The following is a 20,161-nucleotide window of genomic DNA, read 5'->3' on the forward strand; positions in this document are numbered from 1 at the left end:
ATCAAGAAGAATTTAGCTTTCTTCTTGATATTTGCTATTTTCTAATGCTTTTTCCATATCTTTTTGCGTTTTTAAAATCGCTTTACTAAAACCATTTAGTACTGAAAATGGAGCAAATTGTGCCGCTCTTTTTTCTCTTGACATTAGTGGGAATTGTTTTGATTTTTGATATTTTTTATCTAGTATATCTTTATACTCATCATGCATTATGACCTCCTATTAAAGAAGTAATTTCTTTAGTTTCATTATCTAAGCTTGAAGCTTTTAAAATAGCCTTTTTACCAAATTTTTGCATGATTTGAAGTCTTGCTTTTTGGAGTTTTTCTTCTTTTTCAAGTTGATTTTTTTCTTGTGAAATTGCATTAAAATCACTAAATAAATTTAATTCTTGGAAATTTTCTTGTGCTTTATCTGTGATATTATTTAAACTTAGGCTGATTTTTCTAATGCTTAAGTTTTTATCACTGATTTTGCAAAAAAGCTCTAAGGCTTTTTTATTGATGATTTTTAAAGAATGGGTAAAATTTTCTAAATTTATACTTCCATGAGCATTTTTAGGTATAGTTCTTCCATAACTATCTTTAGTGATAGCTCCTTTGTAAGAACCCAAAAAACTTGAATTTTCTAAATTGCTTTTATCATATTGTATATCTAGTGTGATATGGTTTGTTTTAAGATTATTTTGAATAAGTTCAAGCACCAAATGATCCACAAGTTCTTTTAAAACTTTTATTGTTTGATTATTATCATATGCAAAAGGCAAAACTTTAGCCATGACTTTAGAGTGATTTTGTGATTTGTAGTTTTTAATATCTTTCATCGTGCAAGTTTCAACGCCCCATGCATGATCGATTAATAATTCAGCATTAACACCAAAGTGTTTATAAAGCAAAGCTTCGTGTTTTAAAGAAAATCTTGCAAGATCTCCCATAGTATGAATGTTTAAATCTGCAAGTTTTAAGGCAATACCTTTACCTATACGCCAAAAATCTTTTAAAGGTTTATGCTGCCACAATTTATATCTATATAATTTTTCATCTAAAAAGGCTATAAGCAAGCCATTTTCATCTACTTTTTGTCTTTTAGCAAGTATATCCATAGCAATTTTAGCTAAGTATAAATTTGTGCCTATACCTGCTGTTGCAGTGATTTTACTTGTATGCAAAATATCAAGTAAAATCTTAGTAAGTAGTTCATAAGCTGAAAGTTTGTATTTTTCAAGATAAGAACTAAGATCGATAAAAACTTCATCAATAGAGTATATATGAATATCTTTAGCATCAAAATACTTCAAATAAATGCTGTATATTTTTGTGCTAAATTCTATATAAGTTGCCATTCTAGGCTTAGCAATAATGTAGTCTAGTTCTAAATTAAAATCATTTTCAAGTTCTAATGTATCAAAACTTTTAGCTTTAAAGCGGTGTTTTTGAGTTTGTTTTAGTCTTTCTTGATTGATTGAATGGATTTTTTGTTTAAACTCAAAAAGCCTTAACCTACTGGGTATATTGTAAGTTTTTAATGCAGGTGAAACTGCTAGTATAATGGTTTTATCTGTTCTTGATTCATCTGCTACAATAAGATTAGTTGTTAAAGGATCTAAATTTCTTAAAACACACTCAGCTGAAGCATAAAAAGATTTCAAATCAATAGAAGCATAAATTTGCATAGTATGTGAGCTTACCTTTAGATTTATTAAGTTTGATAGTATTAATTATAACAATAAAAACTATTAAAATATATGAAAGAAAATGAATTTTTAAGGTGGCGGACAGAGAGGGATTTGAACCCTCGAGACCCGTTAAGATCTGCACCCTTAGCAGGGGTGTGGTTTCAGCCACTCACCCATCTGTCCGCATTAAAAGGGAAAGTATATCTTATTGTTTATAAGATATACCTTAAATTTATACACTAAGATAAGCTATGATTAAAGTTATAACAAAACCAGTGCCTAAAACTGCGATTTGTTTGCCTCTGTCTTTGCGTATAGCTATGATAGTGATTAAAAGTCCTGAAATATAAAGAATTATCATAGCAAGCGCAAAAGCTAGTCCAAGCACAGAAAAATACCACATACCTTTGTCTTTATGAAGTAAAATCATATTTCCAAGTAAACTTCTTTCTTTTGTGATAATTTCATAGTTATTTTCATCTACTTTAACAATACTTGCAGTATAGTTTATGGCACCAAGCTCTATACCATCACCTTTTTTGTTAAGTTTTGGTTCTAAAGACGAAGGAAGTTTTAAGTTATTTTTCTTTAAAAAATCAATTAAAAATTCAGCTTCAGCACCTTCTTGGATAATAGCTTGAACTTTTTGACTTTGAATTTTAGCTCCACTTTCTCCATCAAAACCAGCTATATAAGCAAAACCAGTAACAGCGTATAAAAATGCTAGTGGCAAGAAAAATAGGCTAATGTAAATGTGAATTTGTCTGAATAATTTGTTCTTATTCATTTTTTAACTCCTTTTTTAAAATAATAAAAAGTATATTATTAAAAAATGAAGTGAAAATAAAATTTAATCTTTTTTAAATTTGCGTGCTAAGGTAAAAAAACTGCGTGCGATTCCATAAAGCACATATAAACTTGCAACGATTAATGCACTTTCTAAAAAATACAAGTAAAGCATAGAAAATAAGACTACCAAAAGGATTAACACTTTTAAAACATTTGCACGTTTTAAATCGATTTTTTTAAAACTCGGGTATCTTATATTACTTACCATTAAAAAAGCTAAAAGTATTTGAATGCATACTATCATTAAAGAAAAATCATGTAAAAAATCATAATATAAATAAGCACTAACCCATAAAGCACTTACAACTGCAGCTGTTGGTATGGGAAGTCCTATAAAAACTGAAGGCTCATAAGTGCCTGTGGTGACATTAAATCTTGCTAAGCGTATGGCGCCAAAAACCACAAACAAACCTGCTATTAAGGAACCAAAACGACCATATTCATAACCTATGCTCATATAAAAAAGCATAGCAGGTGCAACACCAAAAGCTATTAAATCTGCTAGCGAATCAAACTCAACTCCAAATTTAGAAGTTGAATTTGTAGCTCTTGCAACGCGCCCATCTAAACCATCGCAAATTAATGATAAAATGATATAAATTAATGCTTTATCAAAATTTTGATTAATAGAAGCAATTACTGAAATAATGCCTAAAAATATTGAAGCAGCTGTAAAAAGATTAGGTAAAATATAAATTAACTTAAAATTCATGGATTTAAATACCCTATCAATGCACCAATACGTACTTTGTCATTTTCATTTACACAAATTCTAGTATCTTTTGGAAGCAATAAACTCACACTGCCATCAAACATAAAGCCAATATTTTGTCCATGGTTTAAATGATGACCAAAATCATCAATATGAGCTTTTCTATTTAAAGCACCAAAAATGATACGTAATGCCCATTGTTTGCCTTTAGAGCGTGCTAAAAATAGCATTCTTTCGCCCATTAAATTTGTATTTTTCATAAATGGACATAAAAAAAGCCCGCGCCTTAGCCTAGTTTCTTCTATATCCATATCAAGTGGAGCTATGATATTGCCTTGATGAATGATATTGTTTATAATTTGTACCTCTATGCATTCGCCAAGCTCTTTATATGAGCTTGTTTTAATGCTTTTTATTTTTCCTTCTATGGGAGCTATGATAGTATTTGGATCTGCTATATAATTAACTTTACTAGTTCTAAAAAGACAAGCAAAAAGTATAAAAATACACCATAAAAGCCAAGAAAATCCCCATATAAATTGAGCTATTGCAAAAACTATAGCTAGAACTATGAGTAAATTCCAGCCAGCCTTTGCAATAAAATTTGTTTTCATTAGTTATCCTTAGTAGCTTCTTGCTCTTTTTCTTCTAAGCGTGTTGGAAGATTGTTTTCTTCTTCATAATTTTTAATAATCTCTCTTACTTTAGCGCCATCAATAGTTTCTTCTTCATAGAGTGCTTGCACCATTACTTCTATAGCACCGCTATAAGTTTTTAAAATTTCTTTTACACCCGCGTAGCGTTCATCTAAGGTTTTCTTTATATACTCATCTAAATCTTGCGCCATTTTATCAGAATAATCTTTGATAGTTTGTCCACCACTTAAGAAAGTATTTCTTTGTTTTTCAAGCACCATTAAACCTGCGATTTCACTCATGCCATACATAGAAATCATAGCTTTTATGATGTCAGTTGCACGTTCAAGGTCATTGCTTGCACCAGTTGAAATTTCTTTAATGAAAATTTCTTCAGCTGCACGCCCACCTAAAAGCACATCAACTTCAGCTAAAAGTTCATGTTTTTGCATTAAAAATTTATTTTCTTCAGGGGTATTGAGTGTATATCCTAAAGCTGCTAAACCACGCGGTATAACAGAAACTTTACTTACTTTTTTAGCACCTTTTGTGGTTTCAGCGATTAAAGCATGGCCACATTCATGATAAGTTACGATTTTTTTCTCTTTATCATTAATTCTACGTGATTTTTTCTCAAGTCCTGCTATAGCTCTTTCTACTGCTTCAACTAAGTCTTTTTGCTCCACATGTTTTTTAGAATCTCTACCTGCAAGTAAAGCTGCTTCATTAATGATATTTGCTAAATCAGCACCCGCAAGTCCTGCTGTTAATCTTGCGATATCTTCTACCTTTACTTCGGGCGAAATTTTAACATCTTTCATATGAACTTTTAAAATATCACATCTACCTTTAAAATCAGGCTTATCTACTAAAACTTGTCTGTCAAAACGTCCTGGTCTAAGCAATGCTGCATCAAGTACTTCAGGGCGATTTGTCGCTGCTAGTACGATTACTGGTGAGCTTTCAGTGCCAAAGCCATCCATTTCTGCTAGAAGTTGATTTAAGGTTTGTTCTCTTTCGTCATTTCCACCCATCATGCCACTTGCTGCACGTGATTTACCTATGGCATCAATTTCATCTATAAATACAATAGCTGGAGCTTCTTTTTTAGCATTTTCAAATAAATCTCTAACTCTGCTAGCTCCAACACCTACAAACATTTCTATAAAAGATGAGCCTGATACACTAAAAAATGGTACATCAGCTTCACCTGCTACTGCTTTTGCAAGCAAAGTTTTACCTGTACCTGGAGGGCCTACAAGTAATAGTCCTTTTGGAATTTTTGCTCCAAGATTGATGTATCTTTCAGGGTATTTTAGAAAATCAACAATTTCTTTAACTTCTTCTTTTGCTTCCTCGACACCTGCAACATCATTGAATTTAACTTTTGGTTTTTCCGAATTTACAAGTTTTTTAGAGCTTCCTATACCAAGTATGGATCCACCCATATTTTTTTGCATACGAGAGGCTAAAAACATCCATATACCAAAGAAAATAAATACCGGTAAAACCCAAGAAAGCAAGATATCTATAAACCAATTACTCTCATTAAAAGCTCCATAAGAAACGCCTTTTGAATCAAGCAAAGGCACAAAAGTAGCATCATTTGGAACTTTTTTAGTAATATATACCATATTTCCTGCTTTAGACACAGCTTTTATAGTGGTTTGACCTATATTAACTTGGGCAATTTGATTATTTTCAATTAAAGTTTTTAATTCAGAATAAGTAACTTTTTTGGTATTTTCTCCACCCATAATACCCATGCTACCATCATCTGAAAATCCTTTAAATAAAAGAATCATCACAATGGCAAAAATAGCAAAAATAAAAATAGGGTTTTTATTGAAAAAGCTATTATTGTTTGGATTATCTTTTGGTTCGTTTGGTTTTTTATTCATTATTTTGTTTCCTTTTTGTAAGCTAAACTCAACCATTCTCCTTTGTGTTTACATTCTAACAAAGTCAAATCTTTGAATTTATCTTTAATTCTTTCTTCATATTTGTTTAAAATACCAGATAAGATTAAAATTCCACCTTCTTTGGTTTTTTCTTTAAGATCTTTTTCTAGTATGATTAAAATATCAGCAATGATATTTGCCACAACTATATCATATTTATGTAAGCTTTTATTAATAGAACCTACCCAAATATCATCAAAGCTAACTTGATTTAATTTTGCATTTTCCTTGCTTGCAACTATGGCTAGCTCATCTGTATCACAAGCTTGTACTTTAGCTCCAAGCTTTGCCATGATGATACTTAAAATCCCACTTCCACAGCCTACATCTAAGCAAAATTTGGAATTATCTGTGTATTTTTGTAAAAATTCTATACAAGTATAAGTGCTTTCATGATGTCCTGAGCCAAAAGCTAAGGCAGGATCTATAATGATATTGATTTTATCTTGCATAGGTTTTTGCCAAGTGGTATGAATGTGAATATTGTCAATAGTTAAAGCTTGTATGCCCTTTTTATACTCTTCTATCCAGTTTTTATTTTCTTTTTTTTCTAAAGTAGAATGAAAATAAATCTTAGTGTTAAATTTTTCACACAATTTTTGATGAAAATTTTGTAAGGCTATTTGAATGAGTTCTATATCTTCTTCTGATCGTATATAAATACCATCATTTTTTTCTTCTATGGCATCTATATCTAGAGAAAAAATAAGATCAAGGAATAAATCTAAATATTCCTTGTCTGTTTGAAAAAAAAGTTCGTAATAATGTGTTTGCATAAAAACTTATAATTAGCCTTCGTTTGTTCCTAAAACATCTTCAAGTTTTTCTTTTAATACTTGAGGTGTAAAAGGTTTTACGATATAGTTGTTTACACCTGCTTTTAAAGCTGTAATAACTTCTGCCTTACCGCCTTCTGTGGTTACCATAATAATAGGCATATCAGCGTATTTTTCTTCCGCTCTTACTTTTTTTACTAATTCTAAGCCGTTCATTTCAGGCATATTCCAGTCAGTAATTAAAATTTTTATGTCATCATTTTGTGAAAGCAAATCCCAAGCTTCAACTCCATGTTCAGCTTCTAAAACATCTTTATGACCTAATCTTACAAGAGTGTTTTTGATTATTCTTCTCATGGTAGAACTATCATCAACTACTAATAACTTCACTTTTTTTCCTTTGTCTTGATATAATTACATAAAAGTGTAATTGTATCGTTTTTATTTTTATTAATCAATTAAAAGTATGTATTATATCATTTAAAAATAAAATTAGAATTTAATCACTCTCCGTTTTTGTTATGATTAAACTCAGGCACAATTTCCTTTAAAACTTTTGAAGGATCTGTACTTTGGAGTAATCTTTCTATTTCTTGATTTAAAATTTTCAAATCTTTAATTTCACTAGTGGTAACAAATATACTTTCATATTGAGTTTTTAAATCATCTTCATGGATTAAAAGTTCTTCATAAAGTTTTTCGCCTTTTCTTAGTCCAGTGATTTTAATTTCTAACTTTTTATTAGAAAGTAAAAGCATTTTTTTAGCTAAATCCATGATTTTAACAGGCTCGCCCATATCAAGCACAAATAACTCCCCACCTTTTGCAATAGCCGCAGCTTGTAAAACAAGTTGTACAGCTTCATCCACAAGCATAAAATAACGTACTATATCAGGATGAGTAAGAGTAAGTGGCTCATTAGCTGCAATTTGAGCTTTAAATTTAGGTATAACACTTCCACTTGAGCCTAAAACATTACCAAAACGCACACAAGCTACTTCAAAATTTTCACAACTTGAACTTAGCGCATAAAGCTCACAAATTCTTTTTGTACAACCCATGATATTAGTTGGTCTTACAGCTTTATCAGTACTTATCATAACAAATTTGGCAACCTTGTAAGTTTTTGCAAGATCGATTAAATTTTTAGTACCTATGATGTTATTTAAAATAGCTGAATGTGGATTTTGCTCACACAAAGGCACGTGCTTGTAGGCTGCTGCGTGTAAGATCAAATCTATGTTTTTTTCTTGTAAAAGTTTTTCTAAAGCTTCTTTGTCTAATATACTCATCATAATAGGCTCGATTTTTTCTTTATGTAAGCTTAATTCTTCATTGATTTTATATAAATTATACTCGCTATGATCAAGCATGATTAAGTGTTTTGCACCAAATTTAATACATTGTTTACAAAGCTCACTTCCTATAGTTCCACCAGCTCCACTAACTAAAACTATTTTATCTTTGATAAAATCAATCACACAAGCATTATCTAAATCTTTTGGCTTACGCGCTAATAAATCTTCGATACTTATATCTCTTGCTTCATTTTGCGTAAAAGAAAAAAGTTTTATATCATTAATCCCATAAGCAATAAGCTCATCAAAAAGCTTTTTAAGTTCTTCTTGCTCAAGTTTTAAAGCAATGATAGCAGTATGAATACCTTCAGCGGTATATTTTCTAATTGCTTCTTTTTCTTCAACTATAAATTTATCACAATAAGTACCTATTAAATTTTTACGCTCATCTACCACAGCTACAGGAAAAAGTCCTAAGCTCCCTTCTTTAGCTCCTTTTAATAAATGCAAAGCCTTTGAAGTAGCACCAACTACTATACAAGGATGTTCTTCATTATATTTTGGCTTTCTAAAATCAACTATCATTCTTTTGCTTATACGCAAACTTCCAATTAACATACAAGATAAAACGAAGTCTATTCCTATAACGCTTCTTGGAAAAGGATTAAAAAAATCATCATAAAAATAATAAATTGCTAAAAATACAAGCTCAGCCAAAGCTAAAGCAATAACTAATTTACGCGCTTCATTAAGTGAGAAAAATCTCCAAGCAACTTGATAAATTCTAAAAAAAGCTAGAAAAATGATTTTAAGTAAAATCAAAATCACAGCACTTTTAAACATACCTTCATAAAATTCACTTGGGATATCTGCACTAAAGCGTAAAGAAAAAGACAAATAAATACTTATAACAAAAAGTAAAATATCAGCGCCTAGGAAAAAACCTAAGCGTTTGCTTTTATAATCCATCTTAGTCCTTTAAGGTGTTTAAGATTAAAGTAGAAACTTCCTCTACATCAGCTTTACTCATAGTAGTTGCACTTGGAAGGCAAATTCCGTTACTAAAGAAAAACTCACTATTACCATTTAAGTAAGCATCGCATCCTTTGTAAAGTTCTTGCAAATGCATAGGTTTCCAAAGTGGACGGCTTTCGATTTTATTATCTTTTAAAACTTGTATGATTTTTAAAATTTTATCTTGAATTTGAACATTTTTATTTTCACATATACAATGTTTTTCATAGGTATTAAGTTTATTTAAATCAAAATCAAGTAAAGCAGTGCTTAGCCAGCGATTTGACTTGGTATTTTCAAGCTCATCTAAAAAAGTAAAAGTCCCGCTTAAAAATTCTTTATACCAGCTATAAATTTCACGCTTTTTACTTACTCTTTCTTCTAAAACTTCCATTTGAGCAGTGCCGATTGCACCTAAGATATTACTCATTCTATAATTATAGCCATATTCTTTATGCTCATAATGAAGGCAATTTTCTCTAGCTTGGGTACTATAAAATCTTGCTTTTTCAAGATTAGCATGATTTTCACTCACAAGCATGCCACCACCACCTGTTGTGATGATTTTATTACCATTGAAAGAATATATTCCAAAATCCCCAAAAGTACCTAAAGCTTTATTTTTGTAAAAACTTCCCAAAGCTTCAGCAGCATCTTCGATTAAAAAAATCTCATTTTCTTTACAAATTTGGATAATCTCATCCATTTTAGAAGCATTACCATAAAGGTGTGTTAAAATGAGAGCTTTTGGCTTTTTAGGACTTTCTTTGATAGCTTTTTTTAATAAATTTACATCTAAATTATAAGTTTCATCACAATCAATAAATACAGGCGTAGCATTCATGTAAGAAATAGGCGCTACTGAAGCAATAAAAGTAAAACTTGAAGCTAAAACCACATCGCCTTCTTTGATGCCCAAAACTCTTAAAGCTAGATGAATGGCTGCAGTGGCTGCATTTAGAGCAAGTGCATTAGAGCTTTTTGTATAATCTTTAATACTTTGTTCTAAGGCATTAACAAACTCACCCAAAGGTGCTATATAATTACTTTCAAAAGCTTTATGTATGTATTCTAATTCTTTTCCGCTCATATGTGGCGCTGATAGAAAAAATCTCATTTTACCTCCTTTATTTTCTTAGCAGGAACTCCAGCATAAATGCCTTTAGAAGTTAAGTTTTTAACCACAACCGCTCCCGCACCTAAAGTTATATCATCATTTAAACTTATACAAGGAATAACACTTGAATTAACTCCTAAAAAACAACGTTTTCCTATTTTTACATTTCCTGTTAGTTTAGCTCCAACGCTAATATGGCTAAACTCATCTACAAAACACTCATGCTCAATCACACAAGCAGTATTTAAAATCACACCTTTTGCTATACTAGCTTTAGCATTAACTACGACATTTGGCATGATCAAAATACCCTCATCATCTAAAAAAGCACTTGGGCTAATAATAGCACTTTTGTGTATCAAATTAACTAATCTAAATCCATCATCTTTTGCTTTTTTGAAAAGTTTTTCTCTAATAGAGTTTGCACCAATAGCAATAAACATATCGTGTTTTTCTAAGTCGGAGTGATATTTTAAGCCTTTATTATCATCTAAAAAGATGATTTTTTCATATCCTAAATTTCTAGCTACATCAGCACAGACTAAACCATGCCCACTAGAACCATATATATAAATACTTTTAGTTGTGTCCATTGAATTTATCCGTTGTAGCTACTCCTTTTTTATTAACCCCACTTCTTTTTAGAACTTTAACAATGGTCATAAAAAAGATTTTAAGGTCAAATAAAAAAGAGCAATTTTGCACATATTCTACATCATATTTAAATTTTTGCTCCCAAGAAATAGCATTGCGTCCATTAATCTGAGCCCAACCTGTAATGCCTGGTCTTACATCGTGGCGTTTTTTTTGCTCTTGATTGTATAAGGGCAAGTATTCTACAAGTAAAGGTCTTGGGCCTATGAAGCTCATATCGCCTTTTAATACATTAAAAAGCTGTGGTAATTCATCTAAACTCAAGCTTCTAACTAGCTTACCAAAAGGCTTTAAGCGTAATTCATCAGGAAGTAATTCTCCATTTTCATCGGTTTCATCACTCATAGTTTTAAATTTATAAATATAAAAAATTTTTTCATTTAATCCTGGTCTTGCTTGTTTAAAAAGCACACTTCCTTGAACGATTTTTAAAACAATACCTATAAGCACTATAAAGGGTAAAAAAATAATCAATAAAATCAAAGCCAAAAAAAAGTCAAAAACACGCTTTAAACCATTTTTATACATTTATAAAACCCCTATAAAAGTCAAGATATTTCAAAGCTATGATATTTTCATCATAATTTTGCGCTCTAAGAAAAGCATTTTGTGCTAAAGTATTTTTTAGCTTTTCATCTTCTAGTAAAACTGCGATTTTTTCAGCTAAATCCTTGCTATCTTTGCATTTGCAAATTAAACCATCTATGGCATTATCCACTGCTTCAATGCAACCTTCAGCATCACTAACCACACACGCTTTTTTACAAGCTTGTGCTTCTAAAACCGTTCTTGGATAGCCTTCTTTATAACTTGGTAAAACAAAAATATCGCATAAATTTAATAAATGTGCAATATCACTTCTTGCACCAAGATAAAAAACATCATTTGAGTTTAAAAATTCTAATGGTGCGCAAGATTTATTATCATCTCTTCCACCCACTAAAACAAAATTTGCCTTATCTTTTAAAATTTGGCTTGCTTCATAAAATTCTTTAATTCCTTTATGCCAAAGTGCTCTTGAAATCATTAAAATGATGGGTTTATCAGGCATATTGTGTTCTTTTAAAAAAGCTTGTTTTTCTTCTGTGCTAATTTTTAAAGGTAAAAATTGTTTTAAATTTAGGCCTACAGATTTGATGATTTTGATTTTTTCTTCTTTTAAGCCTAAATTTTTCATAAATAAAGCATTGCTTTCATTGACAAAAATAAAACCATTAGCAAGTTTAAAAGAAATTTTATAAAGTAAATTAATGCTCATTCTTACTAATTTGCTTTTAAAATCATCATCTATATAAAAACTTCCTAAGCCCTCAACTAAACCAAAAGTGTATTTAACACCCGCCATTTTAGCCGCTATAATACCTGTTGTATTGCTTTTGTGAGCACTTGTTTGTAAAAGATCTAAATTTAAACTTTTGAGTGTATTTTTTAAACTAAGTAAATTTTTAAAAACAATTAAAGGATTAACACTTGATCTAGCTAAATCATAAAAGCAAACCTTATAGCCTAGCTCTTGTAACCTAATAGCAAAATCATCTTTTGGAGTGATGATTATAACTTCATGATTATTTTTTTCTAAAGCCTTAATGAGTGCAAGACGAAAATAATACACACTCATTGCACTATGGGTTAAAATTCCTATTTTCATCTTTTTAACCTATAAATTTTTGCTCTTGCATCATTAGTGACTTGTTCAAATAAATCTTGATCGTATTGATTTAATAAAAACATTTGTATGTAGGCACTATTATAAAGATTTTCATCTAAAATCACAAAGCTTTTGTATTCTCTTAAAAAGAGTAAATAAATTTGAGCCTTTGAATCAATTTCATTGTAATAAAATTTACCATTAGTGATGGATTCTATATCTACAAAAGCTTTTAAAGGTATAGTTGTACCTTCTAGTTTTAAAGCTCTAAAATCATTAATAATTTCTACTCCATTATCAAGCATAACAGAACCTGTTGTTTTATCTTGAGCTATGGCATTAGCTTGGGAGAAAAATAAACTTTTTTCTTGCTCTCCATTGTCAGGATTTGTATTTGCAAATTGTGCCACCACAGGCATGATACGCAACATTCTATAAGGCATATAAATATATACATCTCTTGTTTTATTGGTATCAAATTTAAAATCTTTATCATTTAAACTTTCTAAAAAATCTTTAGCACTTGTTTGGTTATAATCTTTAACCATAGCTTTTAAAACATCAGGGTAGTTTTCTTTGAAAGATTTTTCAGTGTATTCTACGCTAAGTCTTGCCATATTAGCTGCTGGAATTTGTTCTTTGCTTAATACAAAAGATGAGAAAAAATTATCTTTTCCTAGGTGTTTTCCACCATCGATCAAGGTTTTTACATCGCTATAATAGCGTATTGGATAACCATAATCCCACCAAGCAACGACATAATCTTCTCTTTGAGCTTTATTTTTTAAATCATTTAAAATACTAGCTTCATAAGAAGTAAAAACAGTAGAGGATTTATAATAATAAATATGCATCAAAGCAGGGCTTATACTAAAAAATGCAATGAGTATGAGTAAGATATTTTTATTTCTTAGACTAAGTTTGATTTGTTTTTTTTCTAAAAAATTAAAAAAAGCATATAAAAAATACCCAAAACCCAAAGCCATCACAGGAACTGCATAAATGGTAAATCTAAGTCCAGCTCTTAAAGCCATAAAACCTAGTGCAAGCATAGGTAGAGCCAAAAGCATACTTTTGTGATCTTTGCAAAGCAAGATAAAACCTATAAAAGAAAGGATAAATACTAAAACACTAGAACTAATTCTTTGCATAAACACTTCAGGATCGATAGTATTTACTTCCATAATGGTTTCATTGACATTAAAATACATAAAAGCAGCATCTTTTAAATTTTGCACATCAGAAGCTTTGAAAACATAAAATTTAAGTTGATATAAAACAGGATCTAAACCACCACTTAAATGTAAAATCAAAATGCTAATAAAAATCAAAGCCCAAATCATATAAAAATTAATTTTTTCTTCTTTAAAAGCAAAAATAGCAAATAACAATACAATTAAAGCAAGTTTATATTGCCATGCTAGCATACTTAAAGCTATGATCATTAAAGCAATAGCTAGATAAAAAATCTTTTCTTTTTTATGAAATATTAAAGTATAAAGACCAAAAAGTCCTATCATGGCAAAATTTAAAGAATAACTTGATGGATACCACCACAAATAAATCATGATAAAAACCGGACTTAAAAGTAGGGTGAAAATGTCTTTATTAATAGTTAAGCGTATAAAGGTAAGTAAAATAAGCATTGGTAAAACTAACACTAGCATATCAGTATCATAATACCCACTCATAGTGCGGTTATAATAACTATTTGCAATGCTTCCAAGTAAGGCTGCTATAAAGCCATAGGTAGTGAGTTTATACTCTCTTGCGATTAATATAATAGGCACAACAATCAAAGAAGCAAAAAAAGTACTCATATATAAAATAATACTTTCAAAGCTAAAAGGTAAAATGCTATAAAGCCAATAAGTTAAAGTAGAAAGTGAGCTTCCAAAATAAGATAAGTCATTAGGTTGGTGAAAACCTGCTATCATATCCCTTGCACCTTCTGCAAACGCATAGCCATCATTAGTAGTAATCATAAGTTGATCATTAAAGAAAAACTCATAAAACTCACTTGCCCAAGCTACCCAGTATAATCTACACAAAACACTAAAAGCAAAGGCTATAAGGATTAAAATACAGGTATATTTTATAGAATTATTATCAGTGAAATTTTGTCGTAGTTTCATTTTATGCCTTGTTAAAAAATTCAAATAATTGCTTTGCTATGCTAATTTTATCAAATTCTTTTGCGCGCAAAAAAGCCTTTTGTCTATATGAAGCTTTTAATGCTTCATCATTGCACATTTTTTCTAAGCCTTCTTGCATGGCTTTTTCATCATCTACTTTTACCAAAAGTCCAAACTCATCATTTAAAAATAATTCCCTTGCACCGCTTTTATGATCAGTGCAAAGTACGGCAGTATTACAAGCTAGGCATTCGATTAAAACATTAGAAAAACCTTCAAAACTTGAAGCAAAAGCAAAAAAGTCACATTTGCTCATGTATTTATAAGGATTTTTATCAAAACCTAGTAAAAAGACTTTATCTTTCAAATTTAAAGTTTCTATTAAAGCTAAAAGCTCATCTTTTAAAATACCCTCGCCTAAAATGACTAATTTTAAATCAGTTTTAACCTTTGCATAAGCTCTTATAAGCATAGCATGATTTTTACCATGATCAAGTCTACCAACGCTTAATATAAAAGGATCTTTAAAGACTATTTTTTCTTTAGATTTTTCTATAATACTTTCTAAATCTATGGCATTGTATAAAATATCGCATTTTTTAGCTTCTATATTGAAATTTTGTATTAAATCTTCTTTATTTCCTATGGAATTTGCTAAGATTAAATCTGCTTTGTTATAAAGTTTTTTAATAAGAAATTTATTGATAAAAGAATTTAGATTATTATGTTTATAAATCACACTTGGAGTGGTACATTCATTGATAATAAGGGTTGATTTAAGTCCTAGGGATTTTGCCATTAATGCAATATAATTAGGTCTATTTAATAATACAAATTGTAAATTGATTTTTAAATCTTCGCAAAGCTTTTTGTATTTCATAGCTAGCAAGGGTAGTTTTAAAAATTTAGCTAAATTACTTTCGCTTGGATTTGATTTTTCAAGGTAGTGGATATTAACCTCAGGAATATCATATGATATTTTATCATTCATTAAAATCAAATGTACTTCATATTTTAAATTTAACACAGGCAATAGCGTAGATACAACCCTTTCAGCACCACCGCTTCCTAAAGAATAAATAAAAATTGCTAGTTTTTTCATGTTAAACCCTTACTTCTTTGATCAAATCAAGCCATTTTTGTGCTACATTGGCCACTTCATAATCTTTACATCGCTGCTGTGCATTAAGCGCTAGTGTTTTTCTTAAATTTTCATCTTGCATTAAAAGGGCGAGTTTTTTGCTTAAAGCTTTTTCATCATCTAAATCTACCAAAAATCCATCTTTTCCATCATCAATTAAATCTTTATGACCACTTGTGTATTTAGTGCTAATGCGTGCTACTTGATAATATAAACTTTCAAGCAAAACCGTTGGCAAGCCTTCTATGAAAGAGCAAAGGCAGATTATTTTTGCTTTTTTATAAAGCTCTTGCATATTTTCAACTTTACCTAAAAAATTAACCTTGATATTTAAATTCTTAGCTTCTTGTTCTAAATCTTGTCTTAATTCTCCATCGCCTGCTATGAAAAAATTATATTGATTTTGTAAATTTGTATCTAGTTTTGCTATGGCTTTTAAAAACATAGAAGTATTTTTATTATGATCAAGTCTGCCTACGAAAATGACATTATTTTCTTTTTCTAAATTTTCTTTAATAGGGCTAAAATGACAAGGATTTGGCATATTGATAACTTTTTTAACAAAGTTTTCATAATAATTTTTATCATCATTACTTAGCACGGTTAGAGCATTTGCATGAGGAAAACTTATACGGCGTAAAAACTTCCAAATTTTAGATTTTAAATAGGTATAAGAGCTATGCTCGCTAATAATTAAAGGTGTATTGGAGCCTTTATTTGCCCAAATGCAAGCGATGTTAGTGGTATCTAAAAATGAGATAAAAACATCACTTTTATGATCTTTAAGTGCTTGTTTTAAGGCTTTGAATTTTTTAATGCGTGAAGCTATTTTATTATAAAGAGTGGAAAAGTCAAACTGCTCTAGGGTAAAAAGTTTGATTTTTGGATCAAGCTTGTAAAAAGAGTCTTCTTTGTGAAATTTAATAATATTTATTTCATGATTTTTACAAAGTTCATTAGCTAAAGTGACTAATACTCTTTCAGCACCGCCTGAATTTAAAGTAGCTATGATGAAAGTGATTTTCATACTTGTTCCTTTAAATGCCCATGTTTTACTTCAAATACTCTATCACAACCTTGTATAGTTGAGAGCCTATGGGCTATGATGATGAGGGTTTTATCTTTTGAAATTTTATAGATTTCTTCCATGATTTTTGCTTCACTTTCTTGATCAAGAGCACTAGTTGCTTCATCTAAAACTAAAATTTCGGGTTGTTGATAAAGCGCTCTTGCTATGGCTATTCTTTGTCTTTGCCCTCCACTTAAAAACGAACCTGAATCACCTACCTTAGTATGCACTCCATCTTCAAGTGAATTTACAAAGCTTTCAAGATTAGCTTGTTTGATCACTTTGTATAAAAGCGCTTCATTTACTTCTTCTCCAAAGCTAATATTTTTAGCAATAGAATCATTAAAAAGATAAATTTGTTGAGGTATGTAGCCAATTTTACTTCTAAAACTTTTTATATTGCTCTCATCAAGCTTAATTCCATCTACAAAAATAGCTCCATCACTTGGTTTTAAAAGTCCTATGATAAGATCAACTAAAGTACTTTTACCACTTCCACTTTTACCTATAAAAGCGATTTTTTCATTTTTCTTAAGCTCAAAATTTAAATTTTTAAATAAATTTTTCTTGCCCTTATAAGCAAAGAAAAGATTTTTCAAAACGATTTTTTCTTTAAAATCAATACTTTCATCGCCTAGCTTTTCTTCTTTTTCATTGAGCATGTTATAAATAATATCTAAAGAGTTTTTATAATATGTGATTTCATTATAACTTGTGATGATACGATTAGCACTTGGCATAAGCCTATAAAGAGCCACCACAAAAATAGTAATAGTTGCTAAGATAGATGAAATATCACTTTCATATCTTAAAACTAAATACACTACGATAAAACAAAGCATACAAAAACCTATACCTTCAAGGTAAATTCTAGGAATGCTTGCCATGCTTTCATTGCTAATATTTGCTTTGGCAAAAAGCCCACTTTGAATTTCATAAAGCTTTTGTGTACTTTGTTCTTTGGTTTTGAGTTTGATGATTTTAAGGTTGTTTAAATTTGCATTTAAAATTTCAAAATAATTTTTCATCGCCTCTTCTCTAGCTATGGAAGCTTTTTTTACCAAGGGCGAGAGGATTTTGATTAAAATGAAAGCATTTAAAAGTAAAAAAGCACTTAAAGCCAGGGTGATTTTATAGTTGATAATTAGCAATAAAGTATAAAGTAAAAACACCACAAAGCTTTCACTTAGCATAAGTAAAAAAGCACTAATTAAAGTGCTTAAATGAAATACTTCTTGAGTAATAGTTTTTAAAAGTTCTGATTGATTTTTGTTAGTAAAATTTTCATATTCAAGATGTAAGTATTTATCAAAAATACGACAAGCAAGGCTGTGGTAACGCCCTTTAGAAAAACGCGCAAGCAAATGAAAATAAAAGGCATTTAAAAAGGCTCTAAAAATATAAAAGGCGATTAATATACAGCCAAAATAAGCAATAATCTTATAACTTGGTAAATTTAAATACTCATATATAGGTTGAAAATAGGAACTTTTTTCTAAAAGCTCAAAATTACTCGCTACCGATACAAAAGGCATGATTAAAGAAATAGCAAAGCTTTCTATAAATCCTATAAAAATAGAAAAAATTAGCAAAGCAAATAAAAATTTCTTATCATGAGCATTGAGTATGAAAAAAAGTTTTTTTAACACTGCTTTTCCCACTCATAAGCACTTTTGCAGATTAATTCTAAATCATCATATTTTGGTTTCCAGTTGGTTAGAGTTTTGATTTTATCCGCATTTGAAATAAGCACAGAAGGATCCCCAGCTCTTTTTGGTGCAAGTTCTACTGTAAAATCCACCTCACTTACTTTTTTCATAGTTTCAATAACTTCTTTTACGCTAAAGCCATGTCCATAGCCTACATTGAAAATATTACTTTCATTGTTTTCTAAGTATTCTAAAGCAGCTAAATGCGCACTTGAAATATCATCAACATGGATAAAATCTCTAATACAAGTGCCATCTTTAGTATTATAATCATCGCCAAAAATATAAAGCTTTTCTCTTTTTCCTGTAGCTACTTCAGCAGCAACCTTGATAAGCAAAGTGGCTTTTGGATAGCGTTGTCCTATAGGATAACTCATGCAAGCACCTGCTACATTGAAGTATCTTAAAATGCAGTATTTAAATTCAGGATTTGCCATATTAGCATCTTGTAGGACTTTTTCACTCATAAGCTTGCTTTGTCCATAAGGATTAATCGGTGCTAATGGGCTTTGTTCATCTACGATAGGAGTTTGTGGCTCTCCATAAGTAGCTGCGGTTGAAGAAAAAATGAATTTTTTCACACCTGTTTCTAAACAAGTTTGGATTAAGTTACTTGTGTTTGCGGTATTGTTCATATAATATTTTAAAGGATTTTCCATACTTTCAGGAACTTCAATACTAGCTGCAAAATGCACAATTGCATCAAATTTTTCTTCTTTGAAAAGTTTTTTAATCCCAGCATAATCGCTTAAATCTTGCTCAAAAAACTTAAAAGGTCTGATTTTAGAAAGTTCATCCAAACTTTTTTTACTGCCTTTTGAAAGATTATCTAATACACAAATTTCATGATTTGTTTCTAAAAATTGTTTTAAAGTATGAGAGCCTATGTATCCTGCGCCACCGGTGATTAAAATTTTCATTTTTATCCTTTTTGTGATATTTAATAATAGTTATTTTAATATACTTTTCTTAATTAATTTAAAACTTGCTCTTTTCTTTTTCTATGGCTTCTAAAAATGGCTTTTGATAGCTTTTATCGCTATGTTTTTGCAAAAGTTCTTCTTTGAAATTTTCTAAAATATTAAGATAATCTTCTTGGGTTAAATTAGCTTTGATGAGTTCGTATTTTAAAAATAGCATATAGGTGTTTAACACATCACTCTCGCAATACTCGTGAATTTTTTCTAATTTGTTTTGATAAAAAAGTTCTAATACTTCATTTCCATGCACATCATATTTTCCAGGAAGTCCTGCCATAGCACAAAGCGTGTCAAGTCTTAAGCTTTTTTGACCAAAACTTCCTAAAGATTCTAATAAATCACAATGTTTATTTTCTACAAATTTACTTTTATAATTATTCCATTTATCGCTTGCGTCCAAATAAGCACTTGCGTTGATATTGTATTTTAATGCTCTTATAACAAGCAAAGGCATGTCATAGCTTTTACCATTAAAACTTACAAGGCGGGGTTGGTATTTGTCTATGAAGTTAAAAAACTCTTCTAACATTTGCTGTTCATTTTCGCCTTTGATTTTATTGACTTTGATGAAATTTCCAAATTTATCTGCAATCACTGCACAAATGCTTACAACTTTATGAAAAGGTAGGGGTAAAAATTCACTTCCACTTTCTTCTTTTTGTCTTTCTAAAGCTTGCTTGCTAATGCTTAAATCATCGCCATTAAAATCATAAAGATGTTTTATCAATTCTACATCAGGAATGCTCTCACAATCAAAAACGCAAATATATTCTTGCATGATAAACCTTTTT

The 20,161-nt window shown here is 30.0% G+C and carries 19 protein-coding genes and 1 tRNA gene; all 20 read right to left on the reverse strand.

Features of this window, described 5'->3' with window-relative positions; translation table 11 throughout:
- Positions 1-12 precede the first annotated feature (12 nt).
- Positions 13-207 carry a hypothetical protein gene (locus L8X40_RS02540; RefSeq protein ID WP_087699221.1) on the reverse strand — a complete coding sequence of 65 codons (195 nt, stop codon included), beginning with the start codon at positions 205-207 and terminating at the stop codon, positions 13-15.
- Positions 200-1,669: a DNA methylase gene (locus L8X40_RS02545; RefSeq protein WP_263667214.1), complete on the reverse strand. Its 1,470-nt coding sequence runs from the start codon at positions 1,667-1,669 to the stop codon at positions 200-202. Before L8X40_RS02545 ends, L8X40_RS02540 begins: the two co-directional genes overlap by 8 nt.
- A gap of 96 nt (positions 1,670-1,765) precedes the next feature.
- Positions 1,766-1,855, reverse strand: a tRNA-Ser gene (locus L8X40_RS02550).
- Between the two features lie 49 nt (positions 1,856-1,904).
- Complete coding sequence (locus L8X40_RS02555) at positions 1,905-2,459, reverse strand: PepSY-associated TM helix domain-containing protein (RefSeq protein WP_214100194.1); 555 nt, start codon at positions 2,457-2,459, stop codon at positions 1,905-1,907.
- A 63-nt stretch (positions 2,460-2,522) separates the two neighbouring features.
- The gene (pssA, locus tag L8X40_RS02560; RefSeq protein ID WP_214100193.1) at positions 2,523-3,233 is read right to left on the reverse strand and encodes a CDP-diacylglycerol--serine O-phosphatidyltransferase; all 711 of its coding nucleotides are present in this window, start codon (positions 3,231-3,233) and stop codon (positions 2,523-2,525) included.
- Positions 3,230-3,847, reverse strand: coding sequence for a phosphatidylserine decarboxylase (locus tag L8X40_RS02565; RefSeq protein WP_263667215.1), 618 nt, complete (start codon positions 3,845-3,847; stop codon positions 3,230-3,232). The genes pssA and L8X40_RS02565 overlap by 4 nt, the downstream gene beginning before the upstream one ends.
- Entirely contained in the window at positions 3,847-5,769 is a 1,923-nt protein-coding gene (gene ftsH, locus L8X40_RS02570; protein ID WP_263667217.1) for an ATP-dependent zinc metalloprotease FtsH, read from the reverse strand. The genes L8X40_RS02565 and ftsH overlap by 1 nt, the downstream gene beginning before the upstream one ends.
- The gene (locus tag L8X40_RS02575) at positions 5,769-6,605 is read right to left on the reverse strand and encodes a 50S ribosomal protein L11 methyltransferase (protein WP_214100190.1); all 837 of its coding nucleotides are present in this window, start codon (positions 6,603-6,605) and stop codon (positions 5,769-5,771) included. Before L8X40_RS02575 ends, ftsH begins: the two co-directional genes overlap by 1 nt.
- A 12-nt stretch (positions 6,606-6,617) precedes the next feature.
- Positions 6,618-6,995: a chemotaxis response regulator CheY gene (locus L8X40_RS02580; protein WP_039619063.1), complete on the reverse strand. Its 378-nt coding sequence runs from the start codon at positions 6,993-6,995 to the stop codon at positions 6,618-6,620.
- Between the two features lie 113 nt (positions 6,996-7,108).
- Positions 7,109-8,872, reverse strand: a complete 1,764-nt coding sequence (gene pglF, locus L8X40_RS02585) for a UDP-N-acetylglucosamine 4,6-dehydratase (configuration-retaining) (protein ID WP_214135950.1) — start codon at positions 8,870-8,872, stop codon at positions 7,109-7,111.
- Between the two features lies 1 nt (position 8,873).
- The gene (gene pglE / locus L8X40_RS02590; protein WP_087699233.1) at positions 8,874-10,034 is read right to left on the reverse strand and encodes a UDP-N-acetylbacillosamine transaminase; all 1,161 of its coding nucleotides are present in this window, start codon (positions 10,032-10,034) and stop codon (positions 8,874-8,876) included.
- On the reverse strand, positions 10,031-10,627 hold the full coding sequence (pglD, locus tag L8X40_RS02595) for a UDP-N-acetylbacillosamine N-acetyltransferase (RefSeq protein WP_263667219.1): 597 nt from the start codon (positions 10,625-10,627) through the stop codon (positions 10,031-10,033). Before pglD ends, pglE begins: the two co-directional genes overlap by 4 nt.
- Complete coding sequence (gene pglC, locus L8X40_RS02600; RefSeq protein ID WP_220567224.1) at positions 10,614-11,216, reverse strand: undecaprenyl phosphate N,N'-diacetylbacillosamine 1-phosphate transferase; 603 nt, start codon at positions 11,214-11,216, stop codon at positions 10,614-10,616. Before pglC ends, pglD begins: the two co-directional genes overlap by 14 nt.
- Entirely contained in the window at positions 11,209-12,336 is a 1,128-nt protein-coding gene (gene pglA, locus L8X40_RS02605) for a N,N'-diacetylbacillosaminyl-diphospho-undecaprenol alpha-1,3-N-acetylgalactosaminyltransferase (RefSeq protein ID WP_263667220.1), read from the reverse strand. Before pglA ends, pglC begins: the two co-directional genes overlap by 8 nt.
- Positions 12,333-14,471 (reverse strand): STT3 domain-containing protein, encoded by a 2,139-nt coding sequence (locus tag L8X40_RS02610; RefSeq protein ID WP_263667221.1) that lies wholly within the window; start codon positions 14,469-14,471, stop codon positions 12,333-12,335. Before L8X40_RS02610 ends, pglA begins: the two co-directional genes overlap by 4 nt.
- A gap of 1 nt (position 14,472) precedes the next feature.
- Complete coding sequence (locus tag L8X40_RS02615) at positions 14,473-15,573, reverse strand: glycosyltransferase (RefSeq protein ID WP_087699239.1); 1,101 nt, start codon at positions 15,571-15,573, stop codon at positions 14,473-14,475.
- A 1-nt stretch (position 15,574) separates the two neighbouring features.
- Complete coding sequence (locus L8X40_RS02620; RefSeq protein WP_263667223.1) at positions 15,575-16,639, reverse strand: glycosyltransferase; 1,065 nt, start codon at positions 16,637-16,639, stop codon at positions 15,575-15,577.
- Positions 16,636-18,330, reverse strand: a complete 1,695-nt coding sequence (locus L8X40_RS02625; protein ID WP_263667224.1) for an ABC transporter ATP-binding protein — start codon at positions 18,328-18,330, stop codon at positions 16,636-16,638. The genes L8X40_RS02620 and L8X40_RS02625 overlap by 4 nt, the downstream gene beginning before the upstream one ends.
- The gene (gene galE, locus L8X40_RS02630) at positions 18,324-19,310 is read right to left on the reverse strand and encodes a UDP-glucose 4-epimerase GalE (protein WP_263667225.1); all 987 of its coding nucleotides are present in this window, start codon (positions 19,308-19,310) and stop codon (positions 18,324-18,326) included. The genes L8X40_RS02625 and galE overlap by 7 nt, the downstream gene beginning before the upstream one ends.
- 58 nt (positions 19,311-19,368) lie before the next feature.
- Positions 19,369-20,148 (reverse strand): 3'-5' exonuclease, encoded by a 780-nt coding sequence (locus L8X40_RS02635; RefSeq protein WP_263667227.1) that lies wholly within the window; start codon positions 20,146-20,148, stop codon positions 19,369-19,371.
- Positions 20,149-20,161: the final 13 nt, after the last annotated feature.

It is taken from the genome of Campylobacter sp. CNRCH_2013_0855 (genome assembly GCF_025773025.1).
GTDB lineage: Bacteria > Campylobacterota > Campylobacteria > Campylobacterales > Campylobacteraceae > Campylobacter_D > Campylobacter_D jejuni_C.